18 protein-coding genes and 1 pseudogene are annotated in these 21,940 nt (G+C 43.9%); 13 read left to right on the top strand and 6 right to left on the bottom strand.

Annotation, left to right across the window (positions count from 1 at the left end):
- The first annotated feature begins 22 nt into the window (after positions 1-22).
- Complete coding sequence (locus RH45_RS08475; protein WP_008076069.1) at positions 23-1,003, top strand: Solitary outer membrane autotransporter beta-barrel domain; 981 nt, start codon at positions 23-25, stop codon at positions 1,001-1,003.
- Here RH45_RS08475 and RH45_RS08470 read toward each other — a convergent pair.
- Entirely contained in the window at positions 1,000-2,235 is a 1,236-nt protein-coding gene (locus RH45_RS08470) for a GGDEF domain-containing protein (protein WP_008076066.1), read from the bottom strand. The genes RH45_RS08475 and RH45_RS08470 overlap by 4 nt on opposite strands.
- Before the next feature lie 211 nt (positions 2,236-2,446).
- On the opposite strand from RH45_RS08470, the gene RH45_RS08465 reads away from it, so the two are divergent.
- The 9 genes from RH45_RS08465 to RH45_RS22920 all read left to right on the top strand — a co-directional run bounded on the left by RH45_RS08465 (position 2,447) and on the right by RH45_RS22920 (position 10,967).
- Positions 2,447-2,815 (top strand): late competence development ComFB family protein, encoded by a 369-nt coding sequence (locus RH45_RS08465; RefSeq protein WP_008076064.1) that lies wholly within the window; start codon positions 2,447-2,449, stop codon positions 2,813-2,815.
- Between the two features lie 12 nt (positions 2,816-2,827).
- A complete protein-coding gene (locus RH45_RS08460) occupies positions 2,828-3,109 on the top strand; it encodes an HlyU family transcriptional regulator (protein WP_008076063.1) in 282 nt (93 codons plus the stop codon).
- A gap of 298 nt (positions 3,110-3,407) precedes the next feature.
- Positions 3,408-4,955: a Re/Si-specific NAD(P)(+) transhydrogenase subunit alpha gene (locus RH45_RS08455; RefSeq protein ID WP_008076062.1), complete on the top strand. Its 1,548-nt coding sequence runs from the start codon at positions 3,408-3,410 to the stop codon at positions 4,953-4,955.
- 12 nt (positions 4,956-4,967) lie between these two features.
- Positions 4,968-6,362 carry a Re/Si-specific NAD(P)(+) transhydrogenase subunit beta gene (gene pntB, locus RH45_RS08450; RefSeq protein ID WP_008076061.1) on the top strand — a complete coding sequence of 465 codons (1,395 nt, stop codon included), beginning with the start codon at positions 4,968-4,970 and terminating at the stop codon, positions 6,360-6,362.
- 154 nt (positions 6,363-6,516) lie between these two features.
- Positions 6,517-7,971: a sensor histidine kinase VxrA gene (gene vxrA / locus RH45_RS08445; protein ID WP_338131518.1), complete on the top strand. Its 1,455-nt coding sequence runs from the start codon at positions 6,517-6,519 to the stop codon at positions 7,969-7,971.
- On the top strand, positions 7,946-8,605 hold the full coding sequence (vxrB, locus tag RH45_RS08440) for a response regulator transcription factor VxrB (RefSeq protein ID WP_008076058.1): 660 nt from the start codon (positions 7,946-7,948) through the stop codon (positions 8,603-8,605). Before vxrA ends, vxrB begins: the two co-directional genes overlap by 26 nt.
- Complete coding sequence (locus RH45_RS08435) at positions 8,605-9,477, top strand: DUF2861 family protein (RefSeq protein ID WP_008076057.1); 873 nt, start codon at positions 8,605-8,607, stop codon at positions 9,475-9,477. The genes vxrB and RH45_RS08435 overlap by 1 nt, the downstream gene beginning before the upstream one ends.
- A 60-nt stretch (positions 9,478-9,537) precedes the next feature.
- A complete protein-coding gene (locus RH45_RS08430) occupies positions 9,538-10,743 on the top strand; it encodes a conjugal transfer protein TraF (protein ID WP_008076056.1) in 1,206 nt (401 codons plus the stop codon).
- A gap of 65 nt (positions 10,744-10,808) precedes the next feature.
- Positions 10,809-10,967: a YoaH family protein gene (locus tag RH45_RS22920; RefSeq protein ID WP_008076055.1), complete on the top strand. Its 159-nt coding sequence runs from the start codon at positions 10,809-10,811 to the stop codon at positions 10,965-10,967.
- 1,127 nt (positions 10,968-12,094) lie between these two features.
- Here the strand turns inward: RH45_RS22920 and yciH are convergent.
- The gene (gene yciH / locus RH45_RS08425) at positions 12,095-12,406 is read right to left on the bottom strand and encodes a stress response translation initiation inhibitor YciH (RefSeq protein ID WP_008076054.1); all 312 of its coding nucleotides are present in this window, start codon (positions 12,404-12,406) and stop codon (positions 12,095-12,097) included.
- Positions 12,407-12,412: 6 nt separating this feature from the next.
- Positions 12,413-12,791, bottom strand: a pseudogene (locus tag RH45_RS08420) (DUF3319 domain-containing protein).
- 98 nt (positions 12,792-12,889) lie between these two features.
- Here RH45_RS08420 and RH45_RS08415 point away from each other — a divergent pair.
- The gene (locus RH45_RS08415) at positions 12,890-13,843 is read left to right on the top strand and encodes a tyrosine-type recombinase/integrase (RefSeq protein ID WP_008076051.1); all 954 of its coding nucleotides are present in this window, start codon (positions 12,890-12,892) and stop codon (positions 13,841-13,843) included.
- Here the strand turns inward: RH45_RS08415 and RH45_RS08410 are convergent.
- Entirely contained in the window at positions 13,840-14,832 is a 993-nt protein-coding gene (locus tag RH45_RS08410) for a D-alanine--D-alanine ligase (protein ID WP_008076049.1), read from the bottom strand. The genes RH45_RS08415 and RH45_RS08410 overlap by 4 nt on opposite strands.
- A 151-nt stretch (positions 14,833-14,983) precedes the next feature.
- Positions 14,984-15,541 carry an SPOR domain-containing protein gene (locus RH45_RS08405; RefSeq protein WP_008076042.1) on the bottom strand — a complete coding sequence of 186 codons (558 nt, stop codon included), beginning with the start codon at positions 15,539-15,541 and terminating at the stop codon, positions 14,984-14,986.
- Between the two features lie 217 nt (positions 15,542-15,758).
- Here RH45_RS08405 and RH45_RS08400 point away from each other — a divergent pair, with 217 nt between their 5' ends.
- Positions 15,759-18,443 carry a bifunctional acetate--CoA ligase family protein/GNAT family N-acetyltransferase gene (locus RH45_RS08400; protein WP_008076040.1) on the top strand — a complete coding sequence of 895 codons (2,685 nt, stop codon included), beginning with the start codon at positions 15,759-15,761 and terminating at the stop codon, positions 18,441-18,443.
- Positions 18,444-18,694: 251 nt separating this feature from the next.
- Positions 18,695-20,851 (top strand): TonB-dependent hemoglobin/transferrin/lactoferrin family receptor, encoded by a 2,157-nt coding sequence (locus tag RH45_RS08395; protein ID WP_008076038.1) that lies wholly within the window; start codon positions 18,695-18,697, stop codon positions 20,849-20,851.
- A 42-nt stretch (positions 20,852-20,893) separates the two neighbouring features.
- Here the strand turns inward: RH45_RS08395 and RH45_RS08390 are convergent, their stop codons facing one another.
- Positions 20,894-21,790 carry a LysR family transcriptional regulator gene (locus RH45_RS08390; RefSeq protein ID WP_008076036.1) on the bottom strand — a complete coding sequence of 299 codons (897 nt, stop codon included), beginning with the start codon at positions 21,788-21,790 and terminating at the stop codon, positions 20,894-20,896.
- Positions 21,791-21,940: the final 150 nt, after the last annotated feature.

The raw sequence follows: 21,940 nt of genomic DNA, 5'->3' as shown, positions 1-21,940 counted from the left end.
ATTCAAATTACGTTGTTAAGATATGAATCGCTTCCATCGTTGCACCCTTATAGGCTTGAGCAGCATCGCAGCTTTTCCTGTTGGGGCCAGTGACTTTGCTCGAAATTATCTCGAGCAAGCATTCGCAACATCCATTGTGTTAACCGACAGTGATGTGTTTACTGTCGGCATTCATGATTTTGACCCTAATGATTGGTTCAATTTGAAGAACGAGCAAATAGGCTCGGATCAATCAGTGCAGCGTCGTCAGGAAATGGCGATCACAACAATCCCTTATACCTTTGAACTGAGTGAGCCGTCAGCCAACAATCAGCAACGAGTTTTTACGCGTTTCTCCGTAGTCCGCTCTCGCCAGGACTTCTCCATCTTTTCAAATGAAGCCAAAGACCATAACGATGAGTATATTCTAGGTGGTTATGCTGCCTATCAGTACCAATTTTCACTCAACGAACAATGGAGCGTCACTCCAAGTATAGGCGTACACCTGCAGTATTTTAAAAACCACCATGATTATCGTAGTGATCTCTCGCAGGCGATTATTAAGCCAATATTCGATGGTGTTTTGTTCAATACTGACGCATGGGCACTGAGTTATGAGCCAAGTGTTGAAGCCAAATATACGCATGTCAAAGATTGGGGCAGTTGGAACTTTTCGTCCTCTTTCCACTATTTTTACGGCATGGGCTGGGGAAAAGCCAATGGTGGGGATGTTGGTAATCCGGAAGGCTGGTATATGGGGAATGGCCTTGAGGCCTACTACAATGTAAACCATTGGGGCAAGAGTTTGCAGTCGCTCTATACTAGTATTCGACGAATTGATATTGGTGGCGACACTAGCGACCCGTTAGGCACAGAGCACTATTACGAAGGATCTGTGGGGTGGTTGATGACGCCTCCGTTCAAATCTAACCTGATCGACAATATCGGCATCGGACTCAATATCAATTATGGGAGCGCGCTGAAGGGAGGCAGTATCGTGTTTTTCTTCAATCAAACGGATTAAGTTAAACAGACTTGGTTTCTGCCCAGAGACTTAGCCTTGTAAAGCGCTTCATCAGCCTGTTTCATTACTGCTGATACCTCTTTAACCTCACGACTGTCACACACACCGATACTAATGGTGATATTTACAATCTCGCCATCCTTGGTTCTCTTACGCTTTTGTGCCCCAAGTTTTGAGTCTTTTGGTCGGTTGTCTTGATCACGAATGATCATCTCATAAGACTCGATACTCGTGCGTAATATCTCGAGATGGTCTCTCGCTTGCTCTGCGTCTTTACCTTTGAACAGTACGGTAAATTCTTCTCCACCATAACGGTAAATTCTCGCACCACCGCCAATTCCTTTCATTTTACTTGCGACTAATCTAAGGACATCGTCACCTGTATCGTGACCATACGTATCGTTGAAGCTCTTGAAGTGGTCGATATCAATCATTGCGATGGTGTATCTCTTGCCCAAATAACGCAGATCGTTCTCAAGGGCTAAACGTCCTGGAATATCAGTTAGGCGATCTTTAAACGCTAGCTCGTAGCTCGCTGAAAACAAATAGATCAGCAATAAGATTCCAGACAAGGAGAACATCATGCTGGAGATGTAAGGAATATGGAAATAGACGAAGGTTATCGAGGCTAAAAGCGCTGCTGAATAGACGACAACATCAATAATGCGATTCATGCTTGCGACACAGATAGCAAAAGTAAGTACCATTGCTACCGAGTAAACCACTAATATAAATGGGATCTTTGACACGCTTGGGACAACGAAAAGAAACGTATTGTTTATGTCGTCGAATCCGCCCTCATAGAAGTGAGTCAGTATAAGGTAGCACCAACCCACTAGCATGGCTAACGTAAGCAGGTACAGAACAAAAGAGCGCGAGATCAGTGCATCATTCTTGTGGCTAAATACTAATGCCAACGAAACCGGAAGCAGTGCCGCCAATAGAGAAAGCTCTAAAATGGTAGTACCAGACGATAGTGGGGATTGAAGTCGATATTGGATAAACCAGTAAGCGGCAAGCATAGCCGCCGATACCATAGCAATTCGGCTTTGTTTGAAGGCTTGTGAGAGTAACAGGCAGCAGGCAAAGAGGGCAAACGGAAGGTCAGATAAAATTCCCAGATTGGATCTGGTAAAACTGATTGCCGAATCAAGCCCGAAATAGATAAACGCCAACAGTAATAGTGGAAACGTCAAACGAAACCAATGCGTAGTGACGATCGAAAATGACATTGAACCTAGCCTAAGCCTATTAATTAAAAAGTAAATATACGTGCTTAGAATACTTTGATTTGATGATTTTCCAAGCTTTTTACTAAACTTATAGATGAAAACTGAGTGTGTGAACAATTATCATACAAAACAAGACCTCAGTTGATATTGTCAGTATAGTTGGCTTTGACCTTACAAGAATAAAAAAGGTAGTGAATAGGAGTTAGAGTATATGCAAATTAGTGTGGATGTTCATAACTATATGGAAACTTTAGTAGGACAAGTACTCGCAAAGCCAGAATTCAGTGAGCAGTTTGACCATGAACAACTTGCGGATCTCGCTTGCTTAGCGCTTAGCCAATTGAGACCCGTATACATAAGGCACGACATTGATTTTTTGTCAGCCCTACCTGAAGAACGTTTGGTTACTCTCAAAGAGTACGCGGAGAATGCAGTAGCAGCCGCACAAACAATGGTAGTCGACGATCGTCGGAAAAATCGTAACGATGAAATACCGGTTATTTTCAGTAAACCCAAGTTTGACGATGATGTTGAGCTCGAATGGTTCGAAAAACCGATTCTCAGTAAAGATAAAAAATAACAAGGAGCATGTGTGGGACTGTTTTCTCGCTTATTTGGCGGAGCTAAAGAGCCAAAACCTACGGTAGAAGTTACACCAGTCGAATATAAAGGTTTTTTGATCTATCAAGAAGCCATCTCGGAAGGTGGTCAGTTTCGCATCGCCGGGCGTATTACCAAGGAGATCGACGGTGAAACGAAGACCCATCGTTTTATTCGATCTGACGTACTTGCGACACAATCCGATGCTGACGAGTTTATGCTGAAGAAAGCACAGATGTTTATCGATCAAATGGGCGAGAACATTTTTCAGTGATTTAGCAACTCAAGTTGACAAACATCATAAATTTGAGAGTCATTAGCGTTTATGCTGATGGCTCTTTTTGTTTTCTATCAACATATAATCTATTGTTTTAGCGGCCGTTTTGCGCAACTGGTTTGACCTCCGCTGTGTGGTATAAAGCTTGTAAAAACTAGTTCTAAAAGCATGATGGTTCATTACCAGCAGTTATATGTAATGAGAATTTGTCTATTTGTTACAAATTACTTCAAGTGTATAAATAGGTTGGATAAAAACAAAACAATTATCGTTGCGAATAGTCAAGGAATAGCTAATGCAAATTGGTGTACCAAGAGAAATACTCGCGGGAGAAACGCGAGTGGCTGCTTCGCCGAAGTCGGTTGAACAGCTATTAAAATTAGGGTTCGAAGTTGCTATCGAATCTGGTGCGGGGGAACGAGCGAGTTTCGATGACGCTGCATTTGAAAGTGCAGGTGCGAAGATCGTATCAACAGAGCAGGTTTGGGAATCAGACCTTATCCTAAAAGTGAATGCGCCAATCATCAATGACAGCGCGGATGAACTGGCTCTAATCAAAGACGGAGCGACGCTGGTTAGCTTTATTTGGCCAGCACAAAATCCCGAGTTGATGGAGAAGCTATCAAGTAAGAATATCAATGTGCTCGCTATGGACTCAGTTCCACGTATTTCTCGAGCCCAATCGCTTGATGCACTTTCTTCAATGGCAAACATTGCCGGTTATCGTGCAGTCGTAGAGGCAGCGCACGAGTTCGGTCGATTCTTTACTGGTCAAATTACGGCTGCTGGTAAAGTACCACCAGCGAAAGTTCTTGTTGCTGGCGCTGGGGTTGCGGGTCTTGCTGCAATCGGTGCTGCGGGAAGTTTGGGTGCTATTGTGCGTGCTTTTGACGTACGACCTGAAGTTAAAGAGCAAGTTCAGTCGATGGGCGCAGAGTTCTTAGAAGTTGATTTTAAAGAAGACTCTGGGGCAGGCGATGGCTATGCAAAAGAAATGTCGGATGAATTCAACAAGAAAGCCGAAGAGCTATACGCGGAACAGGCGAAAGACGTTGATATCATTGTAACCACAGCGTTAATTCCTGGCCGCCCAGCGCCGAAGCTGATCACCAAAGAAATGGTCGATAGCATGAAAGCGGGTAGCGTTATTGTCGATTTAGCCGCTGCTAATGGTGGTAACTGTGAGTACACAGTGGCTGACCAAGTGATCACAACAGACAATGGTGTGAAGATCGTCGGTTACACAGATATGGTTGGTCGTCTTCCAACACAGTCTTCTCAGCTTTATTCAACCAACTTGGTTAACCTTCTTAAGCTACTGTGTAAAGAAAAAGACGGCAACATCGACATTGATTTCGAAGATGTGGTATTGCGCGGCGTAACAGTGGTAAAAGAAGGCGAAATCACTTGGCCTGCGCCTCCAATCCAAGTATCGGCACAGCCAGAACAAAAACCGGCTCAACCAGTTCAACCAGAGCCGAAGGTTGAAGAACCAACATCACCTGTGAAGAAGATTGCTGGTTTAGCGGTTGGTCTTGGTGCGTTTGCATGGATTGCATCGGTTGCACCAGCGGCATTCCTATCTCACTTTACTGTATTTGTATTGGCATGTGTGGTTGGTTATTACGTAGTTTGGAATGTAACGCACGCATTGCACACTCCTTTAATGTCAGTAACTAACGCTATCTCGGGCATTATCGTTGTAGGCGCACTATTGCAGATTGGGCAAGGAAATGGTGCTGTCTCGTTTTTGGCGTTTATTGCCGTGTTGATCGCCAGTATCAACATTTTTGGCGGGTTTACCGTCACCAAGCGCATGCTTGAAATGTTCCGTAAAGATTAAGGAGTAACAGGAATGTCTGCAGGATTAGTACAAGCAGCTTACATTGTTGCTGCATTATTCTTTATTTTGAGCCTTGCTGGCTTATCGAAGCAGGAATCTGCAAAAGCGGGTAACTACTACGGTATCGCAGGTATGACGATCGCATTGATCGCCACGATCTTTGGTCCTGATTCACAAGGACTGGCGTGGATCATTGTTGCCATGGCAATTGGTGGTGCGATCGGTATCCATTACGCGAAAAAAGTAGAAATGACTGAGATGCCAGAGCTTGTTGCGATTCTTCATAGTTTCGTAGGTATGGCCGCGGTATTAGTCGGTTACAACAGCTATATTGATGCGCCAGTTATCGCCTCTTTGAACCCTCAAGAAGCGCATGCGGCTCACGTCATTCACCTTGTAGAAGTTTTCTTAGGTGTGTTTATCGGTGCGGTAACCTTTACCGGTTCAATTGTTGCGTTCGGTAAGTTACGTGGTGTGATTTCTTCATCTCCATTAAACCTTCCTCATAAGCACAAGCTTAACTTGGCTGCAATTGTGGTTTCAACGCTATTAATGATCTACTTCGTTAAAGCGGATGGCAGCATGTTTGCCCTGATAGTGATGACGCTGATTGCGTTTGCGTTTGGTTATCACTTAGTTGCATCGATCGGTGGTGCAGATATGCCAGTTGTTGTATCGATGCTTAACTCGTACTCAGGTTGGGCGGCAGCAGCGGCTGGTTTCATGCTTGCTAATGATCTATTGATCGTTACCGGTGCATTGGTTGGTTCTTCTGGTGCGATCCTTTCGTACATCATGTGTAAAGCGATGAACCGCTCGTTTGTGAGCGTTATAGCTGGTGGTTTTGGTCAAGAAATCGTTATTTCTGATGACGTAGAGCAGGGTGAGCACCGTGAAACAAATGCTGAAGATGTAGCAGATATGCTGAAAAACTCAAAATCTGTCATCATCACTCCAGGATACGGGATGGCGGTTGCGCAAGCACAGTACCCAGTTCATGAGATCACTGAGAAACTTCGTGCAAAAGGTGTCGAAGTTCGATTTGGAATTCACCCTGTAGCGGGTCGTCTTCCTGGTCACATGAACGTTCTACTTGCCGAGGCGAAAGTACCTTATGATATCGTTCTAGAAATGGACGAGATCAACGATGATTTCGATGAGACAGATACCGTTCTTGTTATTGGTGCGAACGATACGGTCAACCCTGCAGCGCAGGAAGATCCAAACAGTCCAATTGCAGGTATGCCAGTACTTGAAGTATGGAACGCGAAGAACGTTATTGTGTTCAAGCGCTCGATGAATACAGGCTACGCAGGCGTGCAAAACCCATTGTTCTTTAAAGAAAATACCCAAATGCTATTTGGAGATGCAAAAGACAGTGTAGACGCTATTTCAAAAGCTCTGTAACATACACCGCTAAAGTAAGAAGCCAGCATGTCGCTGGCTTCTTTTGTTTTATTTGCATTTATTATTTACACAGATATTGCAATCAAGATTTATATTTTTGCGATAATGTTTTATTCTTCTGACTAACTTCATGATTTAGCGATACTTTGCATTGATTTACAGAACTATCAAAACCGTACTCGTGTGTTTCGCTTTAGGTAGCACCACGATAGCCTACGCTGACTCGTTACCAGAACGCATCGATAACTTTGTCGATATGTTCAATGAATCACAAGCTATCGAGTCTTATGATATTCGTAATTTACAGTCAGATTACCCAACTCGTCTGCTAACACCTGAATCAATGCTCCCGCAAACCTCTGCTTATCCACTGCGTGATATTCAGCGTTTGTATTCATTAGCGCAGAAGTGTACCGGGAAACTGCCATTGAGCCCGTTAATTACGGAGCCACTCGTATTTACTCGTGCGATGTGTAAAGGGAATACCTTAAGTACGAAATGGTTTGCCCGTAGCGCGCTAATACATCCAGGCGGTGGTACGTACGCAAGTCGTTATGTTGAGATTCACCCAGATAAAACCGATAAACTTCAACAATATATGCATATTAAGGAGCGTCCAGCGGCGAAAGAAGACAGCTTGTTGGGGCGTCTCCAGAATATGAGTGAAGAGACCATGCTTGCTTTGATTGCAGGTTCAAGCATGTTTCTAGAGCGCAATGAGCTCTGGCTTCGTCAAAGTGACAGCTATCTCGTATTTCCAGAAAAAGTATGGAAAAAGCACATTGATCAAGCAGGGCTTACCTTTACATTAAGTAGTGCTTCATCAAGTTGTTTTGTTCAGCGAGGAAATTTGTGTTGGGATGTTGAAGACCATTCAGACATCTTGCGTTTCAGCATGATAGCTTTGGTTATCGCAAATATCCTGTTGGTTTTAGGTTGGTCTGTATATCGTTGGAATACCAAGCGCCAAGAGCTCAAAAGTCGTATGTTGGTATTGCAAATACTGACTCACGAACTAAGGACGCCGATCGCAAGTCTATCGTTAACGGTCGAAGGTTTTCGAAGAGAATTCGAGAAACTGCCTGAATCAGTATATGATGAGTTTCGCCGTTTGTGTGAAGACTCGCGTAGGCTTAGACAACTTGCTGAAGCAAGCAAAGACTATTTACAATCCGACAATAAACCGCTGGCTACTGATTGGGTGCCTTCAGTTCAAGAATGGCTGGAGTTTAAGGTCGAAGAAGAATTTTGTGGCGATGTTGAATTCGTGATTAACGAAGACATCGCAGCCAAGCTAAACGTATATTGGCTTGGCACCTGTATCGATAATTTGATACGCAATGCAGTGAAATATGGTGTGGCTCCTGTCACACTCGAAGTGATTACATCGAAACAAATGCTCACTGTAAAAGTTAAAGACCAAGGCTTACTAAGTAACAAAGATTGGCGTCATCTACGCAAACCTTTCGTGAGTAAGAGTGGCCTTGGTTTAGGTTTAACAATCGTTGAGTCAATGGTCGGCAGAATGGGAGGCAAAATGTCACTCATCGGGCCACCGACAACGTTTATTTTGGAGATACCTTGTGAAACAGACACTGCTTCTCGTTGAAGACGATAAAAACTTAGCTGATGGCCTTTTAGTAAGCCTAGAACAAGCGGGATATGAGTGCTTTCACTCCGAAACCATCGCGGATGTTGCTCAGTACTGGGATAAAGCGGATCTCGTGATCCTTGATCGACAATTGCCAGATGGTGACTCTGTTCAACATTTGCCAGAATGGAAATTGATCAAAGATGTTCCTGTCATTTTGCTTACAGCGTTAGTTACGGTAAAAGACAAAGTTACAGGTTTAGATGCAGGCGCAAATGACTACTTAACTAAACCATTTGCAGAAGCAGAACTGTTTGCGCGTATTCGTGCGCAGCTTCGCGCTCCAGAGGGTGATGCGCAAGATGATACTAAAGTAAAAACAGAGCATCTACTGATTGATAAAGCGACACGTGAAGTGTTTTACAAAGAAGAGTCAATCACTCTGACTCGTACTGAGTTTGACCTATTGTTGTTTTTAGCCAGTAACTTAGGTCGCGTGTTTACTCGTGACGAACTTCTAGATCATGTTTGGGGTTACAATCACTTTCCAACCACGCGTACTGTTGATACTCACGTTCTTCAACTACGCCAGAAACTGCCAGGGTTAGAAATCGAAACTCTACGCGGCGTTGGTTATAAAATGAAAGCCTAATGCTTAGACTCCTGCCGATTATTGGCGCGCTTGCCATTAGCGCGCCCAGCCACTCCAAAGAAGCGCCTTGGTTTGAAAGCAACACGCCTTTAACCCAGGCACACAAACACTTGCTCAACGATGATTTACCAGCCATGTTTTCATCGTTAGTGGAAGTGTGGCAATTAGAAAAAAATCATACGCTAATCCCACATCTAAATGAGTTGTTTTTACAGTCTCTAGAGCTTGACTGCGGTAAAGGGCTCGATACAAAACCTTTACCCGATTGGCTAAAAAGTGTAACGGTAAGACGTAGCGATCTGCAAAGCCCTGGCAGAGACTCCTATCGCGCTAATATAGATGTAGAGTCGAATAAACAGATTAAAGACATCAGTTTAAGCAAGTGGGTCAGTAAAACACTATCTACCGATAACTCGTTTAGTCAAACTGAGATGAGTGACAGTGTCACCAAATATTCCAAGCGATATAACCTTAACAGTAAAATGAAGATGGGGTTGTACCGTATTGATGTGACGGCAGTTGACCAAACTTCTTGGAGCTCATGGCTGGTACTCGGTGAGCCAAAGGCTAAGGTGAGCGTGCGTTGGCAATCTAAGGACCAGTGGAAGGTGGAAAAAAATGCGCTACTTAATCCACATTGCCCACTGCCTAAGCTAGAAACGGCACTGTACGATTTTATTGATGGTAAATACAATCGCGTGTGGAACGCGAGTTATGAGTCGGATTATCCAAACAGCTTAGACGCCAATGTCGTCGAGCCAGGTCGCTACGTGCTTGCGGTATCGGTCAATCATTCTCGCTGGCAAGGCCCAATAATTGTAGAGCAGTCCCAAATAATCAGTAAAACATATGATGTTTCACTAGAGGAATAGTTAAAGTTGCACCACAATATGTCGATATAAGCTCAAGGGAATCAAAGCGTTTATATCGACATGAAAAATTCAATCAAGTACTTACCACTTTCTATCGCACTTTGTACGACTTCCGTTTCTGCTGCTAATTACGCAATTGAAGCTCGAGGTGATGCAATGGGTGGTGTGGGAGTCGTGTCAGCTAACTTTCTAACTGCACCTTTCTACAATCCGGCGTTAACTGCTATTTATCGACGTAATGACGACGTTGGAATGATCACGCCTAGTATCGGTTTATCTTACAGCGATGAGCACAACATGGTCTCTGATCTAGAAGATGCTGCGGATTTGATCGCAGAGATCTCTGGAGGCGATCTTTCTAATGTTTCTCAAGTTGGTGGTGTTCTCGATGATCTTACGGGTGATATTGCCAAACTAGAACTTGGCGGTGTGGTTGCCTTCGCAATCCCTAATCGATTTGTGGCAGCAAACGTGTTCGGCAAAGCATACGCAGAATCATTTGCTCAAACGGATATCTGGGATGGTGCCAATTCGGCGACTCCAGCATTAAATGATGCGATTAATGCGGAACTCAGCGCAGTAAATGCCGTGAGTGTCGGCGTTACAGAAGTGGGGATCTCTCTCGCTAAATATCAAACTTTCCTTGGTCAGCATATTGCCTTTGGTATAACGCCTAAGCTGCAGAGAATCTATACATTTGTCTATACCGCTAACCTTGATGATTACGATATTACTAAAGTTCGTGATAATGGAACCGGTGAAACCATGTTTAATATGGATGCTGGCTTTGTATGGTTTAGAGGACCATTCCGTGTCGGTATTAGCGCAACGAACTTAATGAAACGAGACATCGAGACAGATGAAATAGCTGGGCAGACGGTGACATCGACCATCGACGGTACTCAGTCCCGAACGTTTGCACCGATTTCATACTCATACCAAATGCGTCCACTCTACACTGTTGGCGCAGGTCTAGTTGCTGATTACGCCACATTAAGCGTCGATTACGACCTCAATGAAGAAGAGCGATACACTAATTTCGATGACAATACGCAAATGTTACGCGTAGGTGGTGAGATTGATATCCTGCGTCAGCTCAAACTGAGAGCAGGGTGGAAGCGTAATCTCGCCTATGAAAATCAAGATGATACCATTACAGCGGGTATTGGAATTTCACCACTCAACCTGTTCCAACTTGATATTGGTGCGAGCTACACTAACGAAAATTCCATGGGTGCTTACGTTAACTTCCTGACGAGTTACTAAGACTGCTAGCTTTAGCGAACAAAGCATAATATAGTCGGCTCCTACGAAAGTACGGAGCCTTTTTTATGTTTGATGATTTACCACCTCTTTCCCATGAAGAACAACAAAAAGCTGTTGAAGAGATTCAAAAGCTAATGGCAGAAGGTATCAGCACTGCTCAAGCCATTAAGATTGTCGCGGACAACATTCGCCAACAAGCGAAAGCGGACGCTGATAGCAAGTAAGATCTTAACGCGTCTTAGCATAGGCTAGGGCGCTCATCCTCTCTTTTATCAATTCCTAAATCCTCTCTTACGTTAACCAATAGAAGCATCTCTCCTGCGCGTCACGTTGTAACTTAAACTATGGCGCACTATAACCACTAACATTTGTGTCTCCGTAAATCATCAACACATCATCGATTAAGAAACACATCGAACACCTCTGCCAATTACATTTGTAACCGTTTTGAAAGTCGAGTTGATCGGGAGTTTGTTCTTTATGACCTCCCGTAAATACAATGACTTACAGTGGTGTTTTATGCTGCGCGTGTGATCTCGAATCTTGGTGTTGTAATTAAATTACAGATTCGTAAGTCCGGTCTGCAAGTGCTTACTATCACGTAGTTATTTGTTCTGTAGTGTGATCATGTCACCGAAGAAACGAGAGTGAATGGGAAATGAGTTGGCTTTTAGACTTGGGTCACGTTGTTCGAAGCTGTAGCCAATAAACTGATCGATTTATGACAAATAGCCAATCGCGAGGTGCGAGTCTTTTAAGTTACCACGTCACAATAGAAAGATGTTGAATCACAGCAAAGAAGCCGACCCCCGGGCTGGTCGCGAGAAAAGGCGCGCATTTGTTAGATTGACATGCGTTGGGAGCTCGTCTATTTAAGTCGTGGCGAAACCCCAAAAGCACGGTAAGCAAGGTAGTCGGAAAATTTTTCATGGCTAGTCGTAGTTCATCATGTTGGGGCTTAATGTTCGTGCCATATGAAGATCACACGCATTTCATTCGTGTAACTAGCTATAGACGACTTTTAACATGTCGTTAAGTACGCGTGGGGAAATTTAATAGAAGTAATCCATGGCTATATTCGACAGCCACATACAACGCGAAGTGGTTAACGCCGATACGGAGAAACTTTAGCTAGATCGTAACGAACATTACTAAATTGTGCCTACAAGTCCAGTGCGCATTATGTACGTTATGTTAAATGGGTTATGACAAAAGATAGAGCAACTCGGTGTTCTATCCTTCTTCAACAGTTATTAATGGTGATTCGCGCGGTATTAACCATAACTTGATTTACCATAAAATACCTAATAGTCAGTTTGATAATCAGAGATTAACAAAGCTGCGATTAGGTTTAGCCTCCGGCGAGTTTTACTGTGAATCCTTTTTTCTCTAAGTGCGCTTTGATTTTGTCTCTCGCGTCACCTTGAATTTCGATCGTTCCGTCTTTAACTGAACCACCGCACCCACACACTTTCTTTAGCTCTGCTGCGATTAACTTAAGTGGCGCGTCGTCCAGGTCGAGGCCAGTAACGATACTTACACCTTTGCCTTTACGGCCTTTAGTCTGGCGTTGGATGCGAACAATGCCGTCACCTTTAGGGCGTTCGACTTGTTCTTCTTCAGGTTTGATTCGACCTACGTCTGTAGAATATACAAGAGTCATTACGTTTTACTTCTTCTGTTGCTGTTCAGCTTTTTGCTTAGCGAGCAAGTATGCCTCTATATGCTTCTGAATAGCAAGTTTACCGCCTTTAATTAGGCGTCCGTTAGAAAAAACAGTACCATCCGTTTACGTCGCCAGTGTCGTTTTTAATAGTATAGCCGTTAAAGTTTTCTTGAGCGGGTTTGCCTTCCGAAGCCTTTTTTGCCTCAAGCGAACTGAACTCTTTAGGATCGATGATTGTCGCGGTATCACAGAACCAATCGATGCTCTTCTTTACAGCTGCCATATTCCCAGACAGTACGTGTTTCTTTATTTGAACTTGCCAAACATCTGTCGAAGTTCCAGCCGTTTTGAGGGTAAACCCTCGATAAGTCGCAGCAGCCATAGTTATCTTTTCATCTTATTGGATTAATTTAATAATAATTGTATATCTTTCATTATCAAGTATATTTATCTGAATTTTCATGGTTATAGTGCCTCAGAATGCGAAAAAAAATACGTGAAGTCAGTTGTGAAACGGAAAAAAAACAACTGATTAATCAATTTGCTAACAACGCGACTTTAGAGCAAGTCAACTTTCTGACGGCCAATCAATATGCTCGTAACTCATTACTTGCGATGACAAAGGATTGGAATCTATTTATCGACTTTTGTAAAAGCAAAAGTGTTTCACCGCTACCCGCTTCTTCTACGGCCGTGCGTTTGTTTATTGAAAAGGAAGCAGCGCAGCGCAAATATTCTACAGTGAAGCGTTACGTGGTCACTATCTCTTTGTTTCATCGCATTCTTAGATTGCCAGATCCAACAGCCTCATCAGGCGTAAAACTTGCCGTCGCGAAACTAAGGCTAGACAAAAAAGGCGATGCTAACGCGACGGTTGCGTTTGCCCGCGAACATCTAGACGAACTAACGAATTTGCTTACGGGTTCTAAACATTCTAGAGATATTCGTAACCTTGCTATGTACCACCTAATGTTCGAAGGCATGCTTAAGCGATCAGAATTGCGGGATTTGACTATTTCTGATTTAGACGAAAGGAACGATGTTGTTTTCCTTAATATAGGAGAACAGTCGATTGCCCTATCCTCACAAGCTCAAAGTTGCTTGTCTAAATGGTTGGCTGTAAGAACTGCCACGAGTTGGTTATTCTCCGCGATCGATAAGCACGGGAATATTAGCGAAAATCGGCTCGATGATTCTTCCATCTATCGCGCGTTACGTTATGCAAGCGACGTATTAGATTTACCAGTTAAGTTTTCCGGCCAGTCTCTTAGAGTTGGTGCTGCGAAGGAGCTCGCAAAAGCAGGAGTTAAAGTGAGAGATATCCAGCAAAGAGGTCGCTGGTTAAGTGCTGCCATGCCTTATCAATATATAGGTAACAAAGCGATGGCAGACACTGAGAGAATGGTATTTAAACGGTTTAAGCCCATTAGTTAGATTGAGCGACGAACGCAATCTGCTAAGAATTCTGAAAAGCTATGTCCATTGTGCTCTAACATTTTAGGGAACATCGAAATTGGAGTCATGCCCGGGAAGGTATTGACTTCGTTTAGATAGATATCGCCTTCCGGTGTTAAGAAAAAGTCGATTCGCGACAGGTGACGAAGCTTCATTTGCGTGAAGACTTTCTCCGAGCTTACGCGAATGGTTTCTAACTGAGCTTCGGTCAAATTGGTCGCCTCAACGTCTGTCGTTGAATGACTACTTGAACTGTACTTCTCTTCATATGTGTAAAACGCATCTTCTGGCGCTTTAATTTCTCCTGGTTTAGAAACATACAGCTTACCTTCAAATTCGTACGCCGCGACTTCCAGTTCTCTTGGTTTGACCGCTTGTTCAATAAGAACTTGGTCTGAGTAACTAAAAGCATCATCAAGAGCCTGTTGGATGTCGGATACGTTTGTTACCTTGTAACACCCTACAGATGAGCCTTGTCTTGCAGCCTTGACAAATATTGCTCCCCACTTCTCAAAAGCTTTCTCTGCCGCGTCCAGTGCTTGCGCATCATTGGAAGACAAAAATACATAAGGAGTATTTGGAATACCTAGCGCGTCGTACCATAGCTTAGACGTAATTTTATTGAAACTGTTGGTACTTGCCTCTGGGCCACAGCCTAAGTATGGAATGGCAGAGAGCTCGAGCATTGACTGAATGTCACCAGTTTCCCCTGGGTAGCCGTGAATACAAGGGACGACAAAGTCTAGTTTGATGGATGCGTTATCGGTATTTAGCGTTCCAGAGTTGGTATCTAAATAGGCTAATGTTCCATCAGCGGTGTACCAACCATCTGATTTCATTTCAACGCGGACAACATTGAAATTAGGATTAAGCTCAAGCTGCGACTGAATGAAATTGGCTGAAAGTAGTGACACTTCATGCTCGGATGAGCCGCCACCACAAATTAGGAGTATTGTCGTATTAGTCATTAAAGGATCTTTCCGTGATACAACAGAAGTATTGGTTGATGATAAACAAATCCTAATGAATATACACGGAATTCCCGTATGCTGTATCAGGATTGTGTCCGATTGGACAAGATTTGGTCATAAAAAAGGGGCTGTGGGCCCCTTCTATTCATTAGTTTAACTTGTTGAGTGTTGGATACTCAGAGTTTTTAATGGAGTCAATGCTTTTCACGAATGGTTTCAGAGACTGGAACTCAGCCGGAAGCTCAGAAATAGCTTGTTTCGCATCGGTTCGAGTGGCGTAATCACCATAAAGGACCGTGTACCACTTCGTTCCGTTAACCAGTTTGTAGTTTTCCCAAATTGGTTGCTCGCCACGTGGTAACTTGCGTGCAAATTGATCCACTTTTGTTTGAGAACCAACAGCGACAACTTGAATCGTGAAACCATAGCGAGAGTTCATTGCTTTCTGTTTTGCACTCGGAGGCGTGATAGCAACCGCAGGTTTCGCTTTAGGTTGCTTAGTGGCCGGAGTCATTTTGACAACATTCGCTTCAACATTGTCTTCTGTAATCATTTCAGAGACTTTTTGTTGAGAGACTACGGGTTGTTCAACTTTGGCCATTTTGTAGTCTTCTCGGTAGCTTTCAGAGCTGACGTCAGTAACATAGTCACTGGAAACACAAGCGCTAAGCAGAGCAGACAAACCAACAATTGCTATTTTTTTCATGAAGTTTTCAAATGCCTTAACGTGAAATTACTGTAAATCATGCCGTTAGAGTGAATCAGAATCAACCCAACATTCTAATTATATATCAATACTCTGTGACACAAGGCACAAAGTCTAATTGTTCGTAAGTGATCTGATTAAAACAACGTCAAAACTATCCAGCAATCTGTGTTGGGCTCAGATACGATTTAGCTAGAGCCACAGCTGGAGTCTATGTATGAGTCACCTAACCCACCTTCTCAAGCCTAAATCCGTTGCTGTCATCGGCGCTTCTTCCAAAGCGATGAGAGCCGGTAATATCGTAATGAAAAATTTACTTCAAGGAGGCTTTGAAGGGGCAATCATGCCAGTGACACCAAAGTATTCTTCTGTCTGTGGTGTTTTAGCTTACCGCTCTATCGTTGACCTTCCTGTCGTTCCAGATGTTGCCGTGATCTGCACAAACGCTTCACGGAATGTCGCACTTTTCCGTGAGTTAGCGATTAAAAATGTAAAAACAGTCATTGTCCTATCCGCAGATATGCATCTTGCCGATACGGATGGCGGAAGTATTCAAGATGCGTGTCTTGCCATTGCCAAAGCGGCAGACATGCGTGTTTTGGGGCCAAATAGTTTAGGGATCATCCTACCGTGGGCGAATTTTAACGCTTCGTTTTCTCCAGTGACTGCACAGAAAGGTAAAATAGCCTTCATATCTCAATCCGCGGCGATGTGTACCACGATATTGGATTGGGCTAACGACAAAGATATCGGCTTTTCTGCGTTTGTCTCTTTAGGCAATGCTCTAGATATCGATTTTGCCGACCTCCTCGACTTCTTGAGTACCGATTCCCACACCGAAGCAATTCTTCTTTATGTCGATACAATTAAAGACGCTCGCCGATTCATGTCAGCAGCGCGTGCAGCCTCACGAAATCGTCGCATTTTGGTCCTTAAAGGCGGCAGAACGGCAGCAGGACGAAAAGCAGCGAAAGCGCACACGGGAGGCACTGATACTCTGGACGTCATTTATGACTCGGCTATTCGTCGTACCGGTATGCTTAGAGTAAATAATTCTCACGAGCTATTTGCTGCGGTTGAGACGTTAACTCATTCGGTCCCACTTCGCGGTGAACGTTTGGCAATCATAACCAATGGCGGTGGCCCTGCGATAATGGCGGTAGACACATTATTGCAACGAGGGGGCAAACTGGCTGAGCTTTCCGAAGAGACGATTGACTCGTTAAGCGCTGTCTTGCCAGCGAGTTGGAGTTATGGGAACCCTATTGATATGGTTGGGGACGCCGATCATACCCGATATATAAAAACGCTAAACGCCGTGATGGATACAGATTGTGCTGACGCGATCCTTATCATGCATAGTCCATCTGCGGTTGCACAGTCAGAGCAAACGGCACAAGCGATTGTTGAAGCCGTTAAAGCTCACCCTAGACACAAACGCTTTAACATTCTTACTAATTGGTCTGGTGAACTAACGGCCAAACCCGCTCGCCATATTTTTACTCAAGCTGGCATTCCCACCTATCGAACGCCAGAAAGCGCTGTGGTTGCCTTCATGCACTTGGTTGAATACAGACGCAACCAAAAACAATTGATGGAAACACCAACGACCGCAGAGTTGGTTCACATTACAGAGCTTAATGAAGCTAAAAAATGGATTCAAGATAAGTTGCTGGATAAAAACACAGTATCACTGGATACCCATCAAATTGGACCTTTTCTTAAGCACTTCAAGTTTGATGTGTTGCCCACTTGGATCGCCTCAGATTCAAGTGAAGCAGTGCATGTAGCCGAGCAGATCGGTTACCCAGTTGCGGTTAAATTGAGATCTCCCGATATTGCGCACAAATCCGATATTCAGGGAGTGATGCTAAATCAACGTAACAGTATCGAAGTTGCTACTGCCGCCGAGGCCATTCTTGATCGAGCAAAACTCTCTTACCCGTCGGCCAATATCCACGGCCTTTTAGTCCAAGGTATGGCAAAACTTGCCGGTGGTGAAGAGATACGCATTAAAGTCAAAACTGACGAGACCTTTGGCCCAGTGATATTACTTGGTCAAGGGGGATCGGAATGGGATGAGTCATTAGATGCCGCCTCTGCACTGCCGCCGTTAAACATGGCTTTGGCACGTTATCTTATTGTAAGAGCCATTAAGAATGGAAAGATTCGCCTCCAGAAATTACCAGAACCAATGGACATTCAAGGACTGTCGGAAATACTGGTGCGAATATCGCAAATGGTGGTCGATTGCCCTCAAGTACATGAACTGGATATACATCCAGTGTTGGCGAATGGTAAGTCATTTACCATTCTCGATGCCGATTTGGTGCTTAGGCAATATGAGGGGGATGCCCAACAACGCCTTGCGATCAGACCTTACCCTGTCGAATACGAAGAAATTGTCACTTTAAAAAGCGGAGAAGAAGTGTTGCTTCGCCCTATTTTACCCGAGGATGAACCTAAACACGCTGACTTCATTAATAACGTTTCGAAGGAAGATCTCTACAAACGATTCTTTACCGATGTTGGCGAGTTCAACCATGAAGCCTTGGCAAACTTAACTCAGATCGATTACGACCGTGAAATGGCGTTTGTCGCCGTGAGACAAACCGACACGGAGCTGCAAATCATTGGTGTGTCGAGGGCACTAATAAATCCGGAAAACACCGATGCGGAATTCGCAATATTGATTCGTTCCGATCTCAAGGGGCTCGGGCTTGGCAGTATATTAATGCAAAAAGTGATCGACTATTGCCGCCATAAGGGAACTCGACAGATGTCAGGTATGACAATGCCGACCAACCGAGGCATGTTAATGCTTGCGCAAAAAATGGGCTTCAAACTCGATGTGCAGTTTGAAGATGGCGTAGCGGATATGGTCTTGCCACTCAATAGTTAGAAGTCTGGCTGCTGTTTAACATATCTTTACAGGCAGCCCTTTTCCTAATCGATGCAATTTGTTTTCTATTGATATAATTACAAATAGTAACAAAGTTCTATCTTGTTGTTATTAAACAATAAATGTGAAATGTATTCGATTTCACATTACTTGCACAAATACAAATGATATCCATTATCATTTGTATTTATTAACATCCTTAGCGCTTTATCCCCTCGTCAATAAAAATAAAGAGTTAAGGTAATATTCAGATGAATAAACGTTCATTACTTTCCGCAGCAATCGCTTGCGCACTTATCGGCCCCACTCATGCTCAAGATGTTTCGACTTTCAGCGAAGTGACCGTGACAGCCAACAGAGCGTCACAAACCTTAGAAAGTACGTCAGCTTCTGTGGCTGTCGTTACTGATGAGCAACTTGAAGAGAATTTAGTCACTAGCCTAGGCAGCGTATTTGATTATACGCCGGGTGTGACATTCAATTCATCTGCTCGCCAAGGAGAGCAGACGATCAATATCCGTGGTATGGAAGGCAAGCGTGTCAAGATCATTGTTGATGGTGCCTCTCAACCCGGTGATTTTGGTAGCGGCCGTCTCGGCTTTATTAATTCGAGTGCCATCACGGTAGACCCAGATATGCTGAAAAGTGTCGAGGTAGTCAAAGGGGCGGCTTCTAGTCTGCATGGCAGCAATGCGATTGGTGGCGTCGTTGCTTTTGAGACTAAATCACCCGCGGATTTCTTAACCACTGACGACACGTTCGCAGGACATACTAAACTCACCTACTCTTCTCGTGACAAATCATTTAGTGAGCATGTGGCTCTTGCCAATCGCTTCGGCGATCTTGAAACGTTAGTGGCCTTCACTCGCCGTGATGGAGAAGAGATACAGAACTTTACTGAGCGGAGCGACTTAGAAAACTACGCGGTTGAGTCTCAAGACAGTAGCGCTAACAACTTGTTGGTCAAACTGCAATATCAAATCAACGATGGACATCGTGTAGAACTGTTAGCTGAGCTGATTAAAGACGAAGATGATTCAATTATCTATCATTCAAGCTACGAGCCGTTTACTGGTCAAGATACGACAGAGCAAAACCGATTCGCGATCAAGCATATTTGGCTAAGTGATGCCCTATTTGCTGACGTCGTGACCAGCCGACTCTCCTACCTACAAAAAGACGAAAATGGCGTCACAAAACGTTTTCAAGCCGGTGGGCCTTCGAGAAGGCCAGGAGGTTTACCGACTAAAGATAACTGGCAGACTAAGGATTACATCTACACAGAAGATATTCTAGAGTTTGATAGCCAGTTAGACAAAGAGCTTAACAACCATTCGCTAGTGTACGGGATAACGCTGACTAGCAGTGATATCACAAACATCAACCAAGAATACAACTCTGACGCGGCAACGGACGATAAGCTGTTTATCTATACCCCACACGCGAAGGAGCATTCGTTAGGGTTATTCTTCCAAGACGAGATTCGCTTAGCTGGAGGCCAACTAACTTTAACTCCCGGGATTCGTTACGACTATTTCAAAACTGATCCAGGTGACAACTTGGCTGAAGAGTTTGAGGTTTTTTCCGATTCAGCCTTTACCAGTCGAATTGGTGCTAACTACAAACTATCGGACAATCACACATTGTTTGGCCAAGTGAGCCAAGGATTTAGAGCGCCGACATTCAATGAGCTTTACTTTACTTACGACAACCCAACGTGGAAGTATTACAACTTACCAAGTCCAGGATTGAAATCTGAAGAGAGTATTACCTATGAACTTGGTCTACGTCATTCTACTGACTCAACGTATACCGAAGTGTCTGGCTTTTACAGCGACTACAAGAACTTTATAGAAACCCGTAAGATCAATGTGATTGGCGAAGGTCGAGATGCGAGGTCGTTTTACTCTCGAGTCAACATCGGTAAAGCAGAAGTTCAAGGATTGGAACTAAGCAATCAAGTCGATTGGCACAAGCTTATCTCCGCTCCACAAGGTATCACGTCAAATTTTGTAATTGCGTACACAGAGGGTAAAGATGGTAACAACAACCCTCTAAATAGTATTAACCCTTGGAATGCAGTTGCGGGTTTGAACTACGACTCACCAAATGGTCTGTGGGGTTCGAGCATTAAGTTCAACTACACGTCGAACAAATCAAAAGGTGATGTTAATACCGACAAAGAAAATGGTGGAACTGCTGATCAAGTTGAACTGCCGAGTGCAAGTGTTGTGGATATAACGGCCTACTACAAGCCGTTCAAAGATGTGACCGTAAGAGGCGGGATCTTCAACGTTGGCAACAGAGAGTACTACCGTTGGAATGACGTTCGAGGAGATAAAGAGTTGAATCGAGAAGACAGCCAAGCATCTCGCAATTTCTCACTATCAATCAAGTACGACTTCTAGTCTTTAGCTACAACAAAGGGAGCACTTTGCTCCCTTATTCATTTAGATCCTAGCGTTTGAGCGGAAGTTTTTCTTTAAGTATTGAATGCACCACGATTTGGCTTCACCAATTTTGCTGCGTTTCCAGGCCAAAATCACCTCAATCGGATAAGCCTGACTGCCGTCTATCTGTTTTAACACTCCCTTCTCTATCAATTGAGTGGCCAAGTGCTTCGGTAAGGTTCCTATCCCTAAGCCACTCTGCAACGCTGAAACTTTAGCCGCGAAATTGGTTACGGTTAAACGAGGCTGTTTTTGAGTAACGTTTACGCTAATTGGGGGTTGTTCTCTGGCGGTATCGGCAATCGCAATGACGCGATATTTCTCTCTCGCGTGATCATCGAACTCCCCCGCACGCTTGTGCACGTAATGATCCGAGGCTGCAACCCAAATCATTTCCATCTCGCCAATGACTTCTGCTTTTACATCATGTGGCAAAGTGTCGATTTTTGGACATACCAATAAATCGGTACGTCCATCATTCAGTGATTCCCAACACCCAGCGAGAATTTCCTCTTGCAGTTTTATTCTGGTAGAGCTGACCTGACTCAGTTCGTTAACCAGCGTGAAAAAATTTTCAACTGGGATAATGCCATCGTAAGCCAACGTAATGTCAAGCTCCCAACCATTGGCAAGAACACTGGCGTCGTTAACCAGCTTTTGAGTAGCCGCTAGTATGGTTCTACCTGTATCCAGAATCAGTTTCCCCGCTTCGGTAAAGTTCGCTTTGTGCCCTGAACGGTCGAAAATCATGATGTCTAAGTCTTGCTCGAGCTTTTGAATTTGGTAACTCAATGATGACGGAGCACGATCCAACTCGTTTGCTGCCGCTGCGAAGCTGCCCCTTCTATCAATAGCGTCTAGGATATGAAGCGCTTCTAACGTAATTGGGCTTTGCACAATTAACAATCTCCTCAAATAAAGGATTTTATAAATTAGATCTTCGTCACACTTATTGTAAGTGGTTTGAACCTTTACAATTGTTAACAGAACACCTATCCATATGTATTCTAAGTAGTTTTAGTTTTTACCGTGCTTTATGAGGTTAAA

This window comes from Vibrio sinaloensis DSM 21326, assembly GCF_000189275.1.
Lineage (GTDB): Bacteria > Pseudomonadota > Gammaproteobacteria > Enterobacterales > Vibrionaceae > Vibrio > Vibrio sinaloensis.
The sequence above is the reverse complement of the archived record's forward strand: the minus strand, read 5'-3'. Positions and strand labels throughout refer to the sequence as shown.